General features: G+C 72.5%; 15 protein-coding genes. 1 reads left to right on the top strand and 14 read right to left on the bottom strand.

Annotated elements, in window-relative coordinates:
- Positions 1-24 precede the first annotated feature (24 nt).
- The 9 genes from FOF48_RS12230 to FOF48_RS12270 form a co-directional block, all read right to left on the bottom strand.
- Positions 25-654: a hypothetical protein gene (locus FOF48_RS12230; RefSeq protein ID WP_143901089.1), complete on the bottom strand. Its 630-nt coding sequence runs from the start codon at positions 652-654 to the stop codon at positions 25-27.
- Positions 651-1,220: an orotate phosphoribosyltransferase gene (gene pyrE, locus FOF48_RS12235; protein ID WP_143901091.1), complete on the bottom strand. Its 570-nt coding sequence runs from the start codon at positions 1,218-1,220 to the stop codon at positions 651-653. Before pyrE ends, FOF48_RS12230 begins: the two co-directional genes overlap by 4 nt.
- A 2-nt stretch (positions 1,221-1,222) precedes the next feature.
- On the bottom strand, positions 1,223-2,569 hold the full coding sequence (locus tag FOF48_RS12240; RefSeq protein ID WP_255442101.1) for a ParB N-terminal domain-containing protein: 1,347 nt from the start codon (positions 2,567-2,569) through the stop codon (positions 1,223-1,225).
- Positions 2,570-2,708: 139 nt separating this feature from the next.
- Positions 2,709-3,428, bottom strand: a complete 720-nt coding sequence (bacP, locus tag FOF48_RS12245; RefSeq protein ID WP_143901095.1) for a bactofilin BacP — start codon at positions 3,426-3,428, stop codon at positions 2,709-2,711.
- Between the two features lie 3 nt (positions 3,429-3,431).
- Positions 3,432-3,755, bottom strand: a complete 324-nt coding sequence (locus FOF48_RS12250) for a polymer-forming cytoskeletal protein (RefSeq protein ID WP_002636698.1) — start codon at positions 3,753-3,755, stop codon at positions 3,432-3,434.
- A gap of 62 nt (positions 3,756-3,817) precedes the next feature.
- The gene (gene bacN, locus FOF48_RS12255; RefSeq protein WP_014397642.1) at positions 3,818-4,159 is read right to left on the bottom strand and encodes a bactofilin BacN; all 342 of its coding nucleotides are present in this window, start codon (positions 4,157-4,159) and stop codon (positions 3,818-3,820) included.
- A gap of 53 nt (positions 4,160-4,212) precedes the next feature.
- Complete coding sequence (locus FOF48_RS12260; protein ID WP_143901096.1) at positions 4,213-5,049, bottom strand: alpha/beta hydrolase; 837 nt, start codon at positions 5,047-5,049, stop codon at positions 4,213-4,215.
- 13 nt (positions 5,050-5,062) lie between these two features.
- A complete protein-coding gene (locus FOF48_RS12265) occupies positions 5,063-6,943 on the bottom strand; it encodes a tetratricopeptide repeat protein (RefSeq protein WP_143901098.1) in 1,881 nt (626 codons plus the stop codon).
- A 5-nt stretch (positions 6,944-6,948) separates the two neighbouring features.
- On the bottom strand, positions 6,949-9,447 hold the full coding sequence (locus FOF48_RS12270) for an ATP-binding protein (RefSeq protein ID WP_143902137.1): 2,499 nt from the start codon (positions 9,445-9,447) through the stop codon (positions 6,949-6,951).
- A 519-nt stretch (positions 9,448-9,966) separates the two neighbouring features.
- Between FOF48_RS12270 and FOF48_RS12275 the strand changes: the two genes are divergently transcribed.
- On the top strand, positions 9,967-11,526 hold the full coding sequence (locus FOF48_RS12275) for a hypothetical protein (protein ID WP_143901100.1): 1,560 nt from the start codon (positions 9,967-9,969) through the stop codon (positions 11,524-11,526).
- A gap of 18 nt (positions 11,527-11,544) precedes the next feature.
- Here the strand turns inward: FOF48_RS12275 and FOF48_RS12280 are convergent, their stop codons facing one another.
- Genes FOF48_RS12280 through xseB form a run of 5 tightly spaced genes read right to left on the bottom strand, consistent with a single transcriptional unit; the run spans position 11,545 to position 15,687 of the window.
- Entirely contained in the window at positions 11,545-12,285 is a 741-nt protein-coding gene (locus tag FOF48_RS12280) for a TlyA family RNA methyltransferase (protein ID WP_143901102.1), read from the bottom strand.
- Entirely contained in the window at positions 12,282-14,033 is a 1,752-nt protein-coding gene (locus FOF48_RS12285; protein WP_143901104.1) for a 1-deoxy-D-xylulose-5-phosphate synthase, read from the bottom strand. Before FOF48_RS12285 ends, FOF48_RS12280 begins: the two co-directional genes overlap by 4 nt.
- Complete coding sequence (locus FOF48_RS12290; RefSeq protein ID WP_143901106.1) at positions 14,033-14,926, bottom strand: polyprenyl synthetase family protein; 894 nt, start codon at positions 14,924-14,926, stop codon at positions 14,033-14,035. Before FOF48_RS12290 ends, FOF48_RS12285 begins: the two co-directional genes overlap by 1 nt.
- A 5-nt stretch (positions 14,927-14,931) precedes the next feature.
- Entirely contained in the window at positions 14,932-15,321 is a 390-nt protein-coding gene (locus FOF48_RS12295; RefSeq protein ID WP_143901108.1) for a PleD family two-component system response regulator, read from the bottom strand.
- 27 nt (positions 15,322-15,348) lie between these two features.
- Positions 15,349-15,687 carry an exodeoxyribonuclease VII small subunit gene (gene xseB, locus FOF48_RS12300; RefSeq protein ID WP_120528859.1) on the bottom strand — a complete coding sequence of 113 codons (339 nt, stop codon included), beginning with the start codon at positions 15,685-15,687 and terminating at the stop codon, positions 15,349-15,351.
- Between the last annotated feature and the right edge of the window lie 14 nt (positions 15,688-15,701).

Raw genomic sequence — 15,701 nt, forward strand, 5'->3', positions numbered from 1 at the left:
GCGGCCCGGCCCTTCGCGGAAGCCTCAGTGCGCGTGCACCTTCAGCTCGGCGTTCCCCAGCGACGAGGCGACGCGGAGCGTGACCAGCTCGGTGCCTTCGGGGATGACGGGCTGGCCGTTGGAGAAGGTCTGCGGGAAGCGCACCCGGTAGGCGACCCAGAAGAGGCTGGCGTACGGGTAGTAGGCACGCACGTTGAGGTCGGCCCGGCCCACGCGGCGGATCTCCACGGGGGTGACTTCGCCCGCGGGCGTCACCAGCGCCAGGCGCCAGATGCTGCGCCGGTGGGCGAAGTCGTCGTAGCGCGGGTCGTTGACGTGCACGCCCAGGAAGAACTCGTGGAACTGCGCCGCCTCCGCCTGCTCCTCCGCGAGCAGCTGCTCCACCTTCGCCGCCGGCAGCGTCTGGAAGAGGGCCCGCCGGTGGACACGCGCGTCGCGGAAGGCGGGCGTCTGGAGCGTGGCCCCCGCGAAGATGCGCGTGTCGAAGCCGTCGTAGATCTCCTGGCGGCCCGTGTACCGGTTCAGCACCGCGAGATAGGCGGCCTCCTGCTTCGGATCATCCAGCGTGGGGGCGGGCTCGCCGACGATAGGGGGCGTGTTGGCGCAACCGCCCAGCACGCCCAGCAGCACCGCGGCCACCAGCAGCCTTCTCACGGGATGAAGTCCTTGCGCGTGAACAGGGTGGTGAGGCGGTGGCCAGCGGCCTCCACCGCCTCCCGTCCACCTTCCAGCCGGTCCACCAGCGCGAAGGCGCCCAGCACCGTCAGGCCCTCCAGCTTCGCGCGCTCGATGGCCTTGAGGGTGGACGCGCCCGTCGTCACCACGTCCTCCACGATGGCCACGGGGGCGCCGGGGCTCAGGGCGGACAGGCCCTCAATCCACTGGCCCGTGCCGTGGCCCTTGGGCTCCTTGCGCACGATGAACGCGTGCAGCGGGTCCTTGCCCTCCAGGAAGCTGGTCAGGCTCACCGCCGACGCGAGCGGGTCCGCGCCCAGCGTCAGTCCGCCCGCGGCCACCGCCGCCGGGGCGTCCCGCCGGATGGCTTCCAGCAGCAGCCGGCCGATGAGGTAGTGGCCCTCGGCGAGCAGCGCCGTGCGCTTGCAGTCGATGTAGAAGTCCGACTCCTTGCCGGAGGACAGCACCACGCGGCGGCGCTCGAAGGAGCGCTGCGTGAGCACCTCCAGGAGCCGGGCGCGGTCGCGAACGAGCGGTTCCGCCATGGCTACAGTCCCTCCAGGTACGCCACCAGCTGCGCCGAGTAGCGCAGCTGCATCAGCAACTCCGCCCTGCGCGACTCGTCCAGCGCGGCGAACACGTCCGCGAGCAGCGAGAGGTCCTGGTTGAGGGCCCCCATGCGCTGCGCGACGTCCACCGCCAGCTCGTCCGCGTCGATCTCCTCTTCCACGCCCTCCGGCGCCAGCGTCTCCTCGGTGGCGAGCGCCTTCTCCAGCATGTCGCGCACCGGCGCCGTCAGCCGGCCTTCGGCCTCCAGCGTGTCGCGCTTGGCCTCCAGCACGTCATGCTCCACCGGCGAGGCGTGGATGGCCTCCGCCAGGGACAGGAGCAGCGCGTCCTCGTCGGACAGCGTCTCGTGCACGCGCACCTGCACCTGGTCGCGCTTGAGGAAGCGCAGCGCCGCCACGCGCCGGAAGCCGCAGATGAGCTGGTAGCGCTCCTCGCCGCGCGGGCGCACGTCCACCGGGAACAGCTGCCCCAGTCGCGCCAGGTCCGTGGCCAGCTCGGACACGTCGCCCTCGTCCCGCAGGCGGAAGGTGGTGTCCTCCTCCAGTCGCTCCAGCGGCAGCACCATCGCCGTCACCTGTCCCATCACGCGAGGCGCCAGGGCCTCCGCGGGGGGCTCCCCTTCGGGGGTCGCCGCGTCGTCGTCGGAGCCTGCTTCGGAATCGTCTCGCACGTCGTCCCCGGAGCCAGATTCCTCCTGGCTCGCGCGGCTCGCCACATCCCAGATGCCGGCGCCCAGGAGCGCTTCATCCGCACCAGACACGGGGCCGGACCGCGGCTCCGCCAGCACGTCCTTCGCCTCGCCGCCGCCGTCGCTGCCTGCCCCAGACGCGTCCGGCACGTCCTGGCCGGACGACAGCTCCACGTAGCGGCCAGGACCCGTGGGGGCGTCCGCCTCCGCGCCGCTTCCCTGCGCCTCGCTGCTGGCATCCAGGCGGGTCCGCGACGTCGCGTCCGCACCGCTCACGGCACCGGCCGAGTCACCCTCGCCCGCCGACGCGCTCCCTTCCGAGCCCGTCGCGGACACCGCGCCGTCCGAACCAGAGTTCGCGCCGGGCTGGAACGCCGTGCCGTCGGCACCCGCCGCGGAGGCAGAGGACTCCCCGCCTTCGCCGCCCGACGGGCCAGCCCGTGACGAGTCCGTCTCGCTGCCCGCGGGGACCTCCGCCCCCTGGGCATGGACCTCCTCGCCGTTCGAGGACGCTTGCGCCGCCTGCGACGCCGGAGCGGCTTCGCCGGGCAGGTCCGTCCGTGTCCCACCCGCTCCTGACGGAGCGATGCCTTCCGAAGTCACGTCTCCACCCACGCCCTCTCCATGCCGCGGCACGGACGCGCCCTCCTGCGGGGGCGGCGTCGCGTTCTCCCCAGTCCCTTCCTGTCCCTCGGCCCTGTGCTCGGCGTCCATGGTGGCACCCCCGGTTGTTCCACCCCCGCGCCGCCGGAAGCGACGGCGCGGCGGGCGGGCTCTAGCGGGTCTTCTTCTTCACCACGACCTTCTTCTTCGCGCCAGCACCCATCACGGGGGGAACGGGCGCGGAGGCACTGCTCGCCTGCTCAGTGAACACCGGGCGCGGGGGTTCAGCCGCGCGCGGGGTGTAGGTGGGCGCCGCGGGCGGCGGCGGCGGCAGCGGCTTGGCCGCCGGGCGGGCCACGACCGTGGCCGGTGCCGCCGACGCGGGCGGCGTGCGCGCCGGAGGCGGGGGCGGCGTCGGGGCCGTGCGCTGCGGCGCGACGGGCGGCGGAGGCCGCGGCGGGGTCGCGCCGGGGCGCACCGTGGGACGCGTGACGGCCTGGGGGCGCGTCACGGCGGGGCGCTCGGCCGGCAGACGTCCCGGCTCCACGTCGCCCATGTCCACGCGGCCGCGGAAGCTGGCGCCGTCGACGATGATGACGCGGGGGGCGCGGATGTCGCCCACCATGCGGCCCTCGCGGGTGAGCTCCACGCTCTCGGTGGCGTTGATGTTGCCCACCACCACGCCGCTGACGATGGCGTTCTTCACCGCCACGTTGGCCTTCACCACGCCGGACGGCTCCACGATGAGGGTGCGGCTGAGGGTCAGCTCGCCCTCCACGCGCCCGCGGACCGTGAGGTCCTCGTCACCCGTGAGCCGACCGCTGATGAGGATGGAGGGCCCCACCACGGTGTTGTCTACGGTGTTGCCTGCAAGCTCCTTGGCGGTGGCCACGGATCAGCGCTCCTTCATGTCCATGTCGACGTTGCCCTTGAAGGACGCACCGTCGGCGATGAGGATGCGCGGGGCCTTGATGTCGCCCACCACGCGGCAATCCGTCTTCAGCTCCACCTTGTCGCTGGCGACGATGTTGCCCGTCACGCGACCGGCGATCTCCACGTTCTGCGTCTCGATGTCCGCCTCGACGACGCCCGAGCCCTCCACGTACAGGCTCTCCTTGAGGGAGATCTTCCCCTTCACGGTGCCCTGGATGACCAGGTCCTCGTCACCGGAAATCTCCCCGTCGATGACGATGCTCGAACCAATGACCGTATTCGCCATGAGTGTTGTCCGCCTTCTCGAAGCTTGAGCCTGGGGGACCGTGGGACGGGCCCCGGTGGATGCTAGATGTCGTCCGGCAACTTCACGTCCATCTCGATGGAGCCGTTGAACACGGCGCCGTCCTCGATGATGACCCGCGGGGCCTTGATGTCGCCCGCCACCTTCGCCGAGGCGTTGATGGCCACGCGCGTGGAAGCGTCGATGTTGCCGCTCGCCTCGCCGTTGATGGTCAGCTCCTCGGCGCGGATGTCCGCCTGCACCTTGCCGGTGCCCTCGATGGTGAGGTGGTTCTTCAGGGCGATCTGTCCCTCGACGCGCCCCTCGATGACCAGGTCCCCTCCGCCCGTGAGGTTGCCCCTGATGACGATGCCCTTGCCAATGATGCCCGTTTCACCCTGTGCCATGAGGTGATCCTCGCCAGCGCCTGCTCCGTCGGGAGCGGGGCGACCTGATTATGTCAGAGATGCGCGGAGATCCAGCCGGAGATGTCCTGGAACACCGCCGCGCGGTCCCGTTCGTTGAGCGGCTCGTGCCGCATGCCGGGGTACTCCTTGAACTTCTTGTCCGCCGTGCCCGCCGCCTCGAAGAAGGCCCGCGCCGCCGCCGGAGCCGCCACCCCGTCCTCCTGGCCGCACAGCACGAACAGCGGTACTTGAATCTTCGGCGCCAGCGCGAGCGTCTGCGCCTGGGCCGCCGTGGACTCCACGAACCAGCGCGGCGTGGCGAAGGGCACGTAGAGCGGGTCCGACCCGACCGCCTTCTGGACCTCCGGGTCGGTGCTGAGCATGTCCGGGGCGAGGCCGGAGGCGACCTTCATCCAGGGCACCACGGTGCCCACCATGCGCGCGGCGAGAATCTTCGCGGTGGGCGGGGTGATGGCCAGCTTGAGGTAGGGCGCGGAGAGGATGGCGCCGGTGAGGCCGTCCAGGCCCTTGGCCAGGGCGTGCACGGCCATCAGGCCGCCGTGGCTGTGGGCGAGCAGGAAGATCTTCTCCGCGCCGGCGGCCTTGCGCACGCGCTGCCAGAAGCCGTCCAGGTCGTCGAGGAACTCGGTCCACTTGCTGGCGTAGGCGCGACGGCCGTCCGCGCGGCCGTGGCCCCGGTAGTCGAAGCCGTGCACCGCGAAGCCGTCCTGGACCAGCGCGTCGATGACGGGCCGGTACCGGCCGATGTGGTCGCCGTAGCCATGGACGATGGCGACGTGCGCGCGCGGGGCCCCGTCTGGCAGGTCCAGCGTCCAGAACAGCCGGGTGTTGTCCTTGCCGCTGAAGAAGCCTTCGTCGTGGCGGGCCATGAGGCCCACGACCTTAGCGGCCCTGCGCTGTCGAGGGTAGCGCCTTCAACTTGCGCTCCAGCGTGGCGCGCTGATCGGCGGGTTCGGCGGCCTCCGGCTCCAGCGTCAGCACCTCCAGGGCCCGCCGCCAGGCCCGGGCGGCCTCCGGGGCATGGCCCGCCTTGAGGTGCGCGTCTCCCAGGTGCTCCAGGATGGCGGGTTCGTCGGGCGCCAGCTCCGCCGCGCGCGCCAGCGCCTCCACGGCCTTCTTCGCGTCGCCGCGCTGGAAGTACACCCATCCCAGCGAATCCACGTAGGCCGCGCTGTCGGGCCGGAGCGCCAGGGCGCGGCGCACCAGCCGCTCCGCCTCGTCCAGGTCCCGTCCCCGCTGCGCGAGCACATAGCCCATGAAGTTCATCGCCGCGGCGTGGTCCGGCGCCAGCGCGAGCACCGCCCGCATGCGGTTGAGCGCTCCGCCGACGTCGCCCTGGCGCTCCATCAGGGCGCCCAGGGAGAAGAGCAGGTCCTGGTTCCGGGGCGCCTTCGAGACGGCCTCCCTCAGGAGCGCGAGCGCGTCCGGCGCGCGGCCCTGCCGCTCCAGCAGGGTGGCCAGCGCCTCGTACGCCAGCGCGGCGCCCTCCCCGCCCAGCGCCTCGCGCAGCACGCCCTCCGCCTTCGACGCCGAGCCGCCGCGCTCCAGCGCCCGGGCATAGGCGACGCGCGCCTCCAGGTCCTCCGGCGACTCCGCCATGGCGGCGCGGTAGAGCGCCAGCGCGCGCGGGTGGTCCCCCGACAGCGACAGGCACCGGGCCTGGCGCAGGCGGGCGTCGGGGAACACCTCCGAATCCGGGGCCACGGCGGCGAAGTCCCGGGCGGCGGCGGCGAAGCGGCGCGTCCGCTCGGCGACGAGGCCCGCGTAGTACGCCAGCCGGGGCTCGTCCGGCGTCTCCTTCCTCGCGGCCTCCAGCACGGCCTCGGCGGCGGCGGATTCGTGCGCGGACAGGTAGCTGAAGGCCACCCGCACCGCCAGCTCCGGAGAGCTGGACAGGGACAGGAGCCGGTCGAAGTACGCCCGGGCCCGCGTCACCGAGCCCCCCTTGAGCGCGGCCCTGCCCGCGGACAGCAGCACCTCGCGGCTGTCGGGATCCGCCTCCAGCGCGCGAGCGAGCGCGTCCTCCGCGTCCTTCGGGCGCCCCGCGTCCTCGTGCAGCCGGGCCAGCGTGGACCACACCTCCACGTCGCCCGGGTCGCGCTCGGCGGCCTTCGTGAGCAGCCGCTCGGCGCGGGCCGTGTCGCCGCGCTCGGCCAGCACCAGCCCCAGCCGCCGGTAACCGGAGGCCTCTCCGGGCAGCGCGTGCGCGAGCGCCTCCACCACCTTCACGGCCTCGTCCGGCGCCTTCGCGTCCAGGTGCAGCTGGGACAGCACCAGGTACGCCTCGGGCTCGCGCGGGCGCAGCGACAGCGCCCGGCGCAGGTGTTGGCGCGCGCGCGCCGGCCGGCCGGCCTCCATCAGCACCCGGCCCAGGAGCACGTGGGCGGGGTAGTACGTGGGGGCCCTGTCCACGGCCCGGCGCAGCTCGCGCTCGGCGCGCTCCAGGTCGCCCAGCCGCGCGTACTCCTCGCCCAGTTGGGTGAGCAGGCGCGGGTTGCCGTCGTCGGTGGCGAGCGCGAGCCGAAGCTCGTCCACCGCGCCCCGGTGGTTGCCCTCCAGGTGCATCAACCGAGCCTGGAGGTAGTGCGCGTAGCTGGCGGACGACGCGGCCGGCTCGTCGTCGCGCTCCCCCGAATCCATGGCCTCGCGCATCGCCTCGCGGTCGACGTGCGGGGTCTTCCTCGCGGGGACGGCCCCCGCGCCGCCGGCGGCCAGGGCGAGGCACAGCACGGCGGCACGGCTGAGGAGCGGGAGCGGGCGCACGCGGGCTAGTGGACCTCCGGAGGGGGCGCCCCCAGCTTCTCCAGCAGCTTCTCCACCGGGTCGCTGTCCTGGCTGACGTCCGCCATGGCGGCCCGGTATTCGATGGAGGTCACCTTCTCCACGTCCGGCATCAGGCGGTTGATGACCGTGCGCGCGGCGTCCGCGTTGCACTCGGGCAGCACCACCGCGAAGACGCCCTGCCCCAGGTGGGCGATGGCGTCCGGGTGGCGAACCCGCTTGCGCATCACGTCCCCCATGTTGGGGGGCATCACGTCCAGCTCCCGGTCCGGGCGGAGCACCGCCAGCGTGAGCGCGCGGTGGTAGCGCCGGCTGCGGGCCACCTCCTGCTCCAGCCTCAGGAGCAGGCCGCGGCGGTCGTGCAGCCCCGTCGCGGGATCGCTGCCGGTGCGCCTCTGGAGCGCGGACGACTTGTCCTGCTGGTCCTTCTCCCCCTGGCGCAGCTTGAGGGCGCGCTCGGTGCGGTTGAGCAGCTCCACCGCGTTGAAGGGCTTGGCCATGTAGTCCACCGCGCCCAGGTTGAGGGCGCGGACCTTGTCGGCGACGCCCTGGTGGGCGGACAGGAGGATGACGGGGATGTGCGCCGTGTCCGACGAGGACTTGAGCGCCATGGCCGCGTCCAGGCCGTCCAGCTTGGGCAGGAACACGTCCATCACGACCAGGTCCGGACGCGACGCGCGCGCCTTCGCCAGGCCCTCCGCGCCGTCGCGCGCCACCTCCACGCGGTACTTCGAGCGCAGCACTTCCGACAGGACCGCGGCGATCTCCGGCTCGTCCTCCACCACCAGCACGCGCGGCTGCTCGGGCGCGGCGCCCGGCACGGGCTGCGGCCGGGGGTTGCGCGCGGCCTCCTGCGCCAGGGGCAGCGTGAAGACGAAGGTGCAGCCGCCGTCGGCCGGGCTCTCCGCCCAGATTTCACCGCCGTGCAGCTCCACGAACTCCTTGCAGATGGCCAGCCCCAGCCCCGTGCCCTTGGGCCCGTGCCGGTAGCGGTCGAACACCAGGTGCAGCTCGTCCGGGGGGATGCCCACCCCGTTGTCGCTCACCATCACCCGCACCGCGTCGCCGTCCGGCCGAGACAGCCGCTGCGTGCGCACCACCACCTCGCCCGGTTCGCTGGCGTGCTGGATGGCGTTGCTGATGAGGTTCTGCAGCACCTCGTGCAGCTTCACCTCGTCGCCAATCAGCATCAGGCTGTCGGGGCACTCGGAGCGCAGCGCCACGGCCTTCTCCGCGGCCAGGATCTCCAGCTCCGCCACGGCGTCGCGGCACAGCTGCGCCACGTCCAGCACGCGGGGCTCGATGGACAGCCGCGCCGCCTCGCCCTTGCCCTTCTCCAGCAGGGACTCGACCAGGGTGAGGATCTTCCGGCCCTGGCGGATCATCGCCTCCGCGGACTGCTTCTGCTGGACCTCCAGCGGCCCTTCCAGCAAGAGCCGGCCGTGGCCCAGGAGCACCTGGAGGGGCGCGCGCAGGTCGTGGCTGCACACCGCGATGATCTCATCCTTGAGGCGGTTGAGCTCCTTCAGCCGGCGGTTCGCGTCGTTGAGCTCGCGGTAGCGCTCCACGTACGCCAGCTCCAGGTCCTCGCGCTTCTTCTTCACCGCCGTGTGCAGGCGCGCGTTGCGGATGGAGTTGGCGAGCACGCCCGCCACCGCCTCCGCGAACTCCTGCTCGTCGCGCCCGATGGACGCCTCGCCCTTGGACACGCGCAGGAAGAGCGCGCCCAGCAGGTCGTCCTGGCAGATGAGCGGCTGGACCAGGATGGACTTCACGCCCTGCGGCAGCAGCGACGTGCGCACCTCCGCCATCAGCGGATCGCGCTGCGCCTCTTCAATCAAGACGGGCTGGCGCGTCTCCAGCGCGCGGCGCAGCTCCGGGTAGCGCGCCACCTCGATGTCCAGTTGGACGAGGCTGGGGTCCTCCTGCGTCGCCACCACCGCGGCCGTGCGCGCGTGGCTGCCCTCCACCAGCACCACCGAGCAGCGATCCGTCCCGGTGACCTGCCCCACCTTCTCCACCGCGATGCGGAGGATCTCCTCCAGCTCCAGGGAGCTGGTCGCCGCCTGGGTGATCTCCAGCAGCATCCCCATGCGCAGGCGGATCCGCTCCTCGCGCTCCTTGAGCCGCCAGGCGCGCAGCGCGGACTCCAACCGGGGCACCAGCTCATCCGCGCCGCGCACGAAGTCGTCCACCGCCAGCCGCTTGAACGCCTCCGCCGAACGCGCGCGGCCCTGGTCCACCAGCACCGGCAGCCGGTTCAGCTTGTCCACCTTGCGCACCGTCTCCAGCAGCTCGGCCGCGCGCTTGGCCGTCACCGACAGGAGCACCACCTCCGGCTGGAGCTGATCCACCATCTCCGCCAGACCCGTCTCCCGCTCGGTGGAGGCGCACTGATAGCCGCTCGCGGTGAGGCGCTCCACGAGCGCGTCACCCGCGGCCTTCGCCGCCAGCACCAGCACCCGTCCCCGCTGTTCAGACGACAACATCTCGATCCTCACGGCGCGCCTCCGCCCCGCCCAGACAGGGAACGACGTCGCGGAAGCCCGTTGGGTGCGTAAGGGGTCATGGTCGATTCTGGATCATGCCGTCTAACCCGTCCGTGAGCCAGCGGATGAACGGGGCTCTCCGAGAGAGAGGGGTGAGAGAAGGGGCGCGACGTATACCCCGGCCCGACGTCCGCGCCGCGGAATCCCGCTCGCGATGACGGGCCGGTGACCGGGGAGCACCCGCGGTCTCCTCCCTCGGGAGGATGGGAAAAAGCCGCCGGAACGCCACGGCTGTGACTTTCTTCCCCCACCGCGTCCCTGCGCCTGCCTGGAGGGCCGGTCGGCAGGCAGGAGGGACCCGGGGTGGGTGCGGTTCACCGGGGCCCTGGAAGCCCTCTCCGACGGGGTCTCCAGGCCGCTTCGCGATCAGGAATGGGGGGTGGAGGCGAGGGTGGCCCCGGACGGAAAGGCCGGGCCCCGCCCGCTTCCCAGGGGAGCGCGGTAGAGTGTGGAACCATGCACTCCGTTCCTTCGCGCCCGTCCGCGCCCCGGGCCCTCCTGGCCATGCTCACCTTCTGCGCTTCCGTGCTCGCCGCCTGTGGGGACCCGAAGCCGCCGCCCGTGCCGGACCCTCCGGTGGTGTCCCTCAACGTCCCGCAGCCCAACTCGGCGACGCCCACGTTGACGGTGCGGGTCATCGTGTCCGGCTGTGACGCGGTCGCCCGCGTGGACATCTACGACCAGGACACGTTCCTCAAGACGGTCCCGTACACGAGCGGGTCCATGGACTTCGAGCTCGCCGCGAACGAGATCAAGTACACCCGGGGCCTCGCGGTCAGCCTGTCGCTCAACGCGCGGGCGACGTGCGCGGACGGCCGGACGAACGTGTCCCAGCCCGCGTCGGCGACGTTCCTGCCGGTGACCAAGGTGGTGAAGGACCCGGACCCCAACGGCCAGGTGGTGACGGACTTCTTCATCACCGAGGGCACCGGCGCGAACATCTCCTTCATCGGCTGCGGCAACCCCACCACTGGCAGCGGCACGCTCTTCCGCGTGGACGCCGCGGGGGTCCTGCGCAACTCGGTGGAGATGGGCATCCCGTGCAGCGCGGCCACGGTCATCACCCCCATCAACCCGAGCAGCGGCAAGCGGTGGGTGTGGACGCCCGGCGCTGGCGCGGTGGCGGTGGACGCCAACTTCACCATCACCGGCCGCACCTCGCCGACCTACTTCCTGGTCAGCCTGTCGGTGATGAGCAACGGCGACGCGCTGGTGCGCGACCGGTACACGGTCTCCCGCCTCAAGCACACCAACGCGGGCGGCACCTTCCAGTGGACGTACAAGGGCGCCGTGCTGGGGCCCATCGCCCCGCCGCAGGAGAAGGGCCAGCAGGTGCTGGTGCCCTACGTGGCGCAGCTGGAGTTCTCCCAGGTGCCCCAGGTCATCGTGGCCTACCTGGACGCGAACGGCACCAGCCAGGAGCTGCAGCCGGTGCAGGAGCGGAAGATCTACGCCTACAACGGCCAGCTGGATGCGCCGCCCGTCACCACGTTCAGCGCCGACGGGTCGACCATCTACTTCGCGTTCCTCTTCGGCAACAACCAGTCGCGCGTCCAGGCCTGCTCCACGGACCTGGAGGGCTGCGAGGGCGCCGCGTTCAAGTGGGCGAGCCCCACGCTCCCCGTGCCCATCAACTTCCTCCTGCCCTACTCGGCGGGCTCGCGGATCGCGGCCATTGGCACGCAGCGGGTGTGGTTCCTCGACGCGACGAACGGCATCGTCACCAACAAGGGCGGCACCTCCGTGGACGCGTCCGGCAAGCTGCGCATCGTCCAGGTGCAGCTGGGCCAGCCGACCAGCCCGGAGTTCTACCTGCTGAACGCCCCGGACGTGGCGGGCGTCCTGCCGCAGGAGATCGTCGCGGTGGACGCCTCCGAGAAGGGCGAGCTGTTCCGCTACGAGGTCTCCAGCAGCCTGTCCTGCTCCGTGGATGACACCGGGCGGCTGTGGATGCGCGTGGGCAAGAACCTGGTCCAGGCGCTGCCGCTGAGCGAGTACCGCGCGGTCCGCAAGTAGCGGCCCGCGGCGAGAGCGTCAGGGCCTGTCGGCGACGAGGAGCGCTTCCACGTTGCCGGCGGGCCCGGGCACGGGCGAGTCCATCACCCCGCGCACGGAGAGCCCCTGCTCGCGCACGAACGCCGTCACCGTATCGATGGCGTCCTGCCGAGCCGCCGGGTCGCGCACCACGCCGCCCTTGCCCACCCGCTCCGGCCCCACCTCGAACTGGGGCTTCACCAGCGCCACCAGCAGGCCGCCCGGCGACAGGAACGTCAGCACCGACGGCAGCACCTGGGTGAGCGAGATGAAGCTCACGTCGATGACGACCACGCCCACCTTCTCCGGCAGGTCCTCCTCCGTGAGGTAGCGCGCGTTGACCCGCTCGCGCGAGCGCACGCGCGGGTCGGTGCGGAGCTTCTCGTGGAGCTGGCCGTAGCCCACGTCGATGGCGTGCACCCGCACCGCGCCGTGCTGGAGCAGGCAGTCCGTGAAGCCCCCCGTGCTGGCGCCGATGTCCGCGCCCACCCGGCCCGCCACGTCCAGGCCGAAGCGGTCCATCGCCGCCTTGAGCTTGAGGCCTCCGCGCGAGACGTACGGCAGCACCTCGCCCTTGAGGCGCAGCTCCGCCTCCACCGGCACCAGCGCGCCGGGCTTGTCCACGCGCTGATCCGCCACCACCACCTGGCCCGCGAGGATGAGCGCCTGGGCCTTGGTGCGCGACTCGGCGAGCCCGCGCTCCACCACCAGCACATCCACCCGCTCCTTCTTCGGCTTCACGGGGCCTCCTCTCCCAGCAGCACCCGGCCCGCGTGTCGCAGGCCCGCCGCGTCCAGTCCCAGCTGCGCCCGCTGCACGCGCGCGTCTCCGTGTGGAAGGAACACGTCCGGCATGCCCAGGAGCTTCACCCGGGGGGCCACGCCCGCCGCCGCGTACAGCTCCAGCAGCGCGCTGCCCAACCCGCCCCGGGTGGTGCCCTCCTCCGCCACCACCACGTGCCCGCCCGCCGCGGCCTCCAGCAGCGCGGCCTCGTCCAGGGGCCACGCCTGGCGCGCGTCGAGCACGCTCCAGTCCGGCTCGCTCCGCGCGGCCTCCAGCGCGGACAGGCCCAGCGGGCCCAGCGTCACCAGCGTCAGGCGGGACGCGGCCGGGCGCTTCAGCCAGCGGGCCCCCGACACCGGGGCCTCGCCCGGCGACAGCTCCGGGGGAGCCTCCGGCAACGTGCCCCGAGGGAAGCGCAGCACCGACGGCCCGGGAGCCTGGAGCGCCGTGGCGAGCAGCGGCGCCAGGTCCTCGCCCACCACTGGCGCCCACTGCGTGAGGCCCGGAAGTGGCCGGAGGAAGGACACGTCGTAGGCGCCCTGGTGCGTGGCGCCGTCCGCGCCCACGAGCCCCGCGCGATCCACCGCGAAGACGACGGGCAACCCCGGCAGGCACACGTCGTGGACCACCTGGTCATACGCGCGCTGGAGGAACGTGGAGTAGATGACACAGACCGGCTTCGCCCCCGCCGCGGCCAGCCCCGCGCAGAAGGTGACGGCGTGCTGCTCCGCGATGCCGACGTCGTGCACGCGGTCCGGGAAGCGCGCCTTGAGGCCGGTGAGCGCGCTGCCCTCCAGCATCGCGGGCGTCACCGCCACCACGCGCGGATCTTTCTCCAGGGCCTCGCCCAGCACCTGGGCGAAGGCCTCGCTGAACGTGGGCCGGCCTCCGCGAGAGCGCACGAGCTTGCCGTCGCGCCACTCGTACGGCCCCATCGCGTGGCCGCGCGTCACCTCGTCCGCTTCCGCGGGAGGAAAGCCGCGGCCCTTCTTCGTCAGCGCGTGCACCACCACCGGGCGCGAGGAGGCCTTCGCCTCGCGCAGCGCGCGCGTGAGGGCGCCCAGGTCGTGCCCGTCCACCGGGCCCAGGTAGGTGAAGCCCAGCGACTCGAAGAAGGCCCGGGCGTTGCGCGTGCGGAGCAGCGCGGGGATGGCGCCCACGTTCGCGCTGATGGACATCTGGTTGTCGTTGACCACGACGACCAGCGGCAGGGGACTTCCACCCGCGTTGTTGAGACCCTCGAAGCTCAGACCGCCGGTGAGCGCGCCGTCGCCCACCACCGCCACCACGTGGCCCGAGTGCCCCAGCTGCCGCCGGCCAGAGAGCAGGCCCAGCGCCGCGGAGATGGCCGTGCAGGCATGGCCCGCGGCCAGCGCGTCATGGGGGCTCTCGCGCGGGTCCAGGAACGGCGCGATGCCTCCCGCCTGCCGGAGCGTGTGCATGCGCTCCTGCCGGCCGGTGAGCAGCTTGTGCGCGTACGCCTGGTGCCCCACGTCGAAGAAGAGCGCGTCCTGGGGCGTGTGGAAGACGCGGTGCAGGGCCACCACCAGCTCCACCGCGCCCAGCGACGCGCCCAGGTGTCCGCCCACGCGGCCACACAGGGTGATGATGGCTTCGCGCAGGGCGTCGCACAGGCCGGGCAGCGCGTCCTCGGGGAGCGCGCGCACATCCGCGGGAGAGGCCACTCCGGACAGCACGTCCGCCATCAGGACTTCCGCTCCACCGAGTAGCGCGCCAGCGCCGCCAGCGGTCCGTCCGCGCCCTCCAGGGGCAGGACCGCGGCCTGGGCCCGGGCCACCAGCTCATCCGCCATGCGCCGCGACGCCTCCAGCCCCATCACCGCCGGGAAGGTGAAGCGCCCGGCTTCCGCGTCCGCGCCCACGGGCTTGCCCATCGCCTCCGCGCTCGACGTCACGTCCAGCACGTCGTCGGCGATCTGGAAGGCCAGGCCCACCGCGTCGCCGTAGGACTCCGCGCTCGCCAGCGCCGCCGCGTCGCCGCCGGCCGCCACCACGCCCATCCGGCACGCCGCGCGGATGAGCGCGCCCGTCTTCAGCCGGTGCAGCCGCAGCAGGTAGTCCAGCGTCGCGGCCCGGTCCTTCGCGATGTCTAGCACCTGGCCGCCCACCATCCCGAATGCGCCCGCCGCGCGCGCCAGCTCCCCGCACAGCGCGCCACGCACCGGCTCCGGTCCGGACGCCAGGAGCCCGAAGGCCTCCGTGAGCAGCCCATCCCCGGCCAGCAGGGCCAGCGGCTCGCCGTAGACCTTGTGGTTCGTGGGCTGGCCCCGGCGCAGGTCGTCGTTGTCCAGGCAGGGCAGGTCGTCGTGCACCAGCGAATACGTGTGCACGTACTCCAGCGAGCACGCGGCATCCAGGACCACCGCGCTGACGGTGCTGGCCTTCGCCACCGCGTCCGCGAAGCCCAGGCACAGCATGGGCCGCAGCCGCTTGCCCCCCGCCAGCAGCGAGTAGCGCATGGACTCCAGCAGGGCGGGCGGCGTCCCCGCGGGGGCGAGCCGATCCGCGCGCTCGCGCAACAGCGCTTCCACCCGTTCCTGGTGCGAACGCATGAAGGGTTCCAGGTTGAAAGCGGCCATCGGCTTCAGGGCTCCTTCGCCACGTCGGCGGGGATGAGTTCGCGGATGCGGTGGACCAGCGTGTCCAGCTCCAGCGGCTTCACGAAGTAGTCGGCCGCGCCGACCTCCATGCCGCGCCGCTTGTCCTCCGGGTCTCCCCGCCCGCTGATGAAGATGATGGGGATGTCCCGGAACTGCTTGTTCTGCTTCACGGCCTGGCACAGCTCGAAGCCGTTGATCCAGGACATGTTCACGTCCAGCAGGATGGCGTGCGGCCGGTGCAGCTCCAGCGACGCGACGAGGCGCAGGCCGTTGGCCGCGGACGTCACCTCGAACCCCTCGGCCCCTAGGGCCTCGGCGAGCAGTTCGCGCGTGTCCCGGTCGTCATCGACAATGGTGATCTTCGGTTTCGACATGCCCGGCCTCCGCCCTTCCCCTGATACCTAGAACGGGACATCGTCCTCCGGTGGCGGACGGGCCTGCGCGGCCGTCCGGGGAGCAGCCTGGGGAGCAGGCCGTGCCGCCACCGCCAGCGGCGCGACGACCTCCTGGCCGTCCTCGTCCACGAGCAGCTGTTCGATGCGCTGCTCGGCCTCCGTCAGGAGCTTCTCGCCCCGGCGCACGAGGCGGATGCCCTCCTCGAATGCCTTGAGCGACTCTTCCAGCGACAGGTCGCCGCTCTCCAGCCGCGCCACCGTCTCTTCCAGGCGCGACACCACGTCCCCGTACTGCTCGGGAGCGGGTTCCACCTTGGGGTTCTTGTCCGACTTCGCCACGGCCATCCACCTCCCCGAGC

The organism is Corallococcus sp. Z5C101001 (assembly GCF_007352635.1).
GTDB classification, from domain to species: Bacteria; Myxococcota; Myxococcia; order Myxococcales; family Myxococcaceae; genus Corallococcus; species Corallococcus silvisoli.

Excerpts from the sequence above, each read along its gene's own strand:
- FOF48_RS12285 (WP_143901104.1), bottom strand. The coding sequence starts at position 14,033 with ATGGCGGACGTGCTGTCCGGAGTGGCCTCTCCCGCGGATGTGCGCGCG.
- FOF48_RS12295 (WP_143901108.1), bottom strand. The coding sequence starts at position 15,321 with ATGTCGAAACCGAAGATCACCATTGTCGATGACGACCGGGACACGCGC.
- FOF48_RS12250 (WP_002636698.1), bottom strand. The coding sequence starts at position 3,755 with ATGGCGAATACGGTCATTGGTTCGAGCATCGTCATCGACGGGGAGATT.
- FOF48_RS12275 (WP_143901100.1), top strand. The coding sequence starts at position 9,967 with ATGCACTCCGTTCCTTCGCGCCCGTCCGCGCCCCGGGCCCTCCTGGCC.
- FOF48_RS12290 (WP_143901106.1), bottom strand. The coding sequence starts at position 14,926 with ATGGCCGCTTTCAACCTGGAACCCTTCATGCGTTCGCACCAGGAACGG.
- pyrE (WP_143901091.1), bottom strand. The coding sequence starts at position 1,220 with ATGGCGGAACCGCTCGTTCGCGACCGCGCCCGGCTCCTGGAGGTGCTC.
- xseB (WP_120528859.1), bottom strand. The coding sequence starts at position 15,687 with ATGGCCGTGGCGAAGTCGGACAAGAACCCCAAGGTGGAACCCGCTCCC.
- bacN (WP_014397642.1), bottom strand. The coding sequence starts at position 4,159 with ATGGCACAGGGTGAAACGGGCATCATTGGCAAGGGCATCGTCATCAGG.
- FOF48_RS12260 (WP_143901096.1), bottom strand. The coding sequence starts at position 5,049 with ATGGCCCGCCACGACGAAGGCTTCTTCAGCGGCAAGGACAACACCCGG.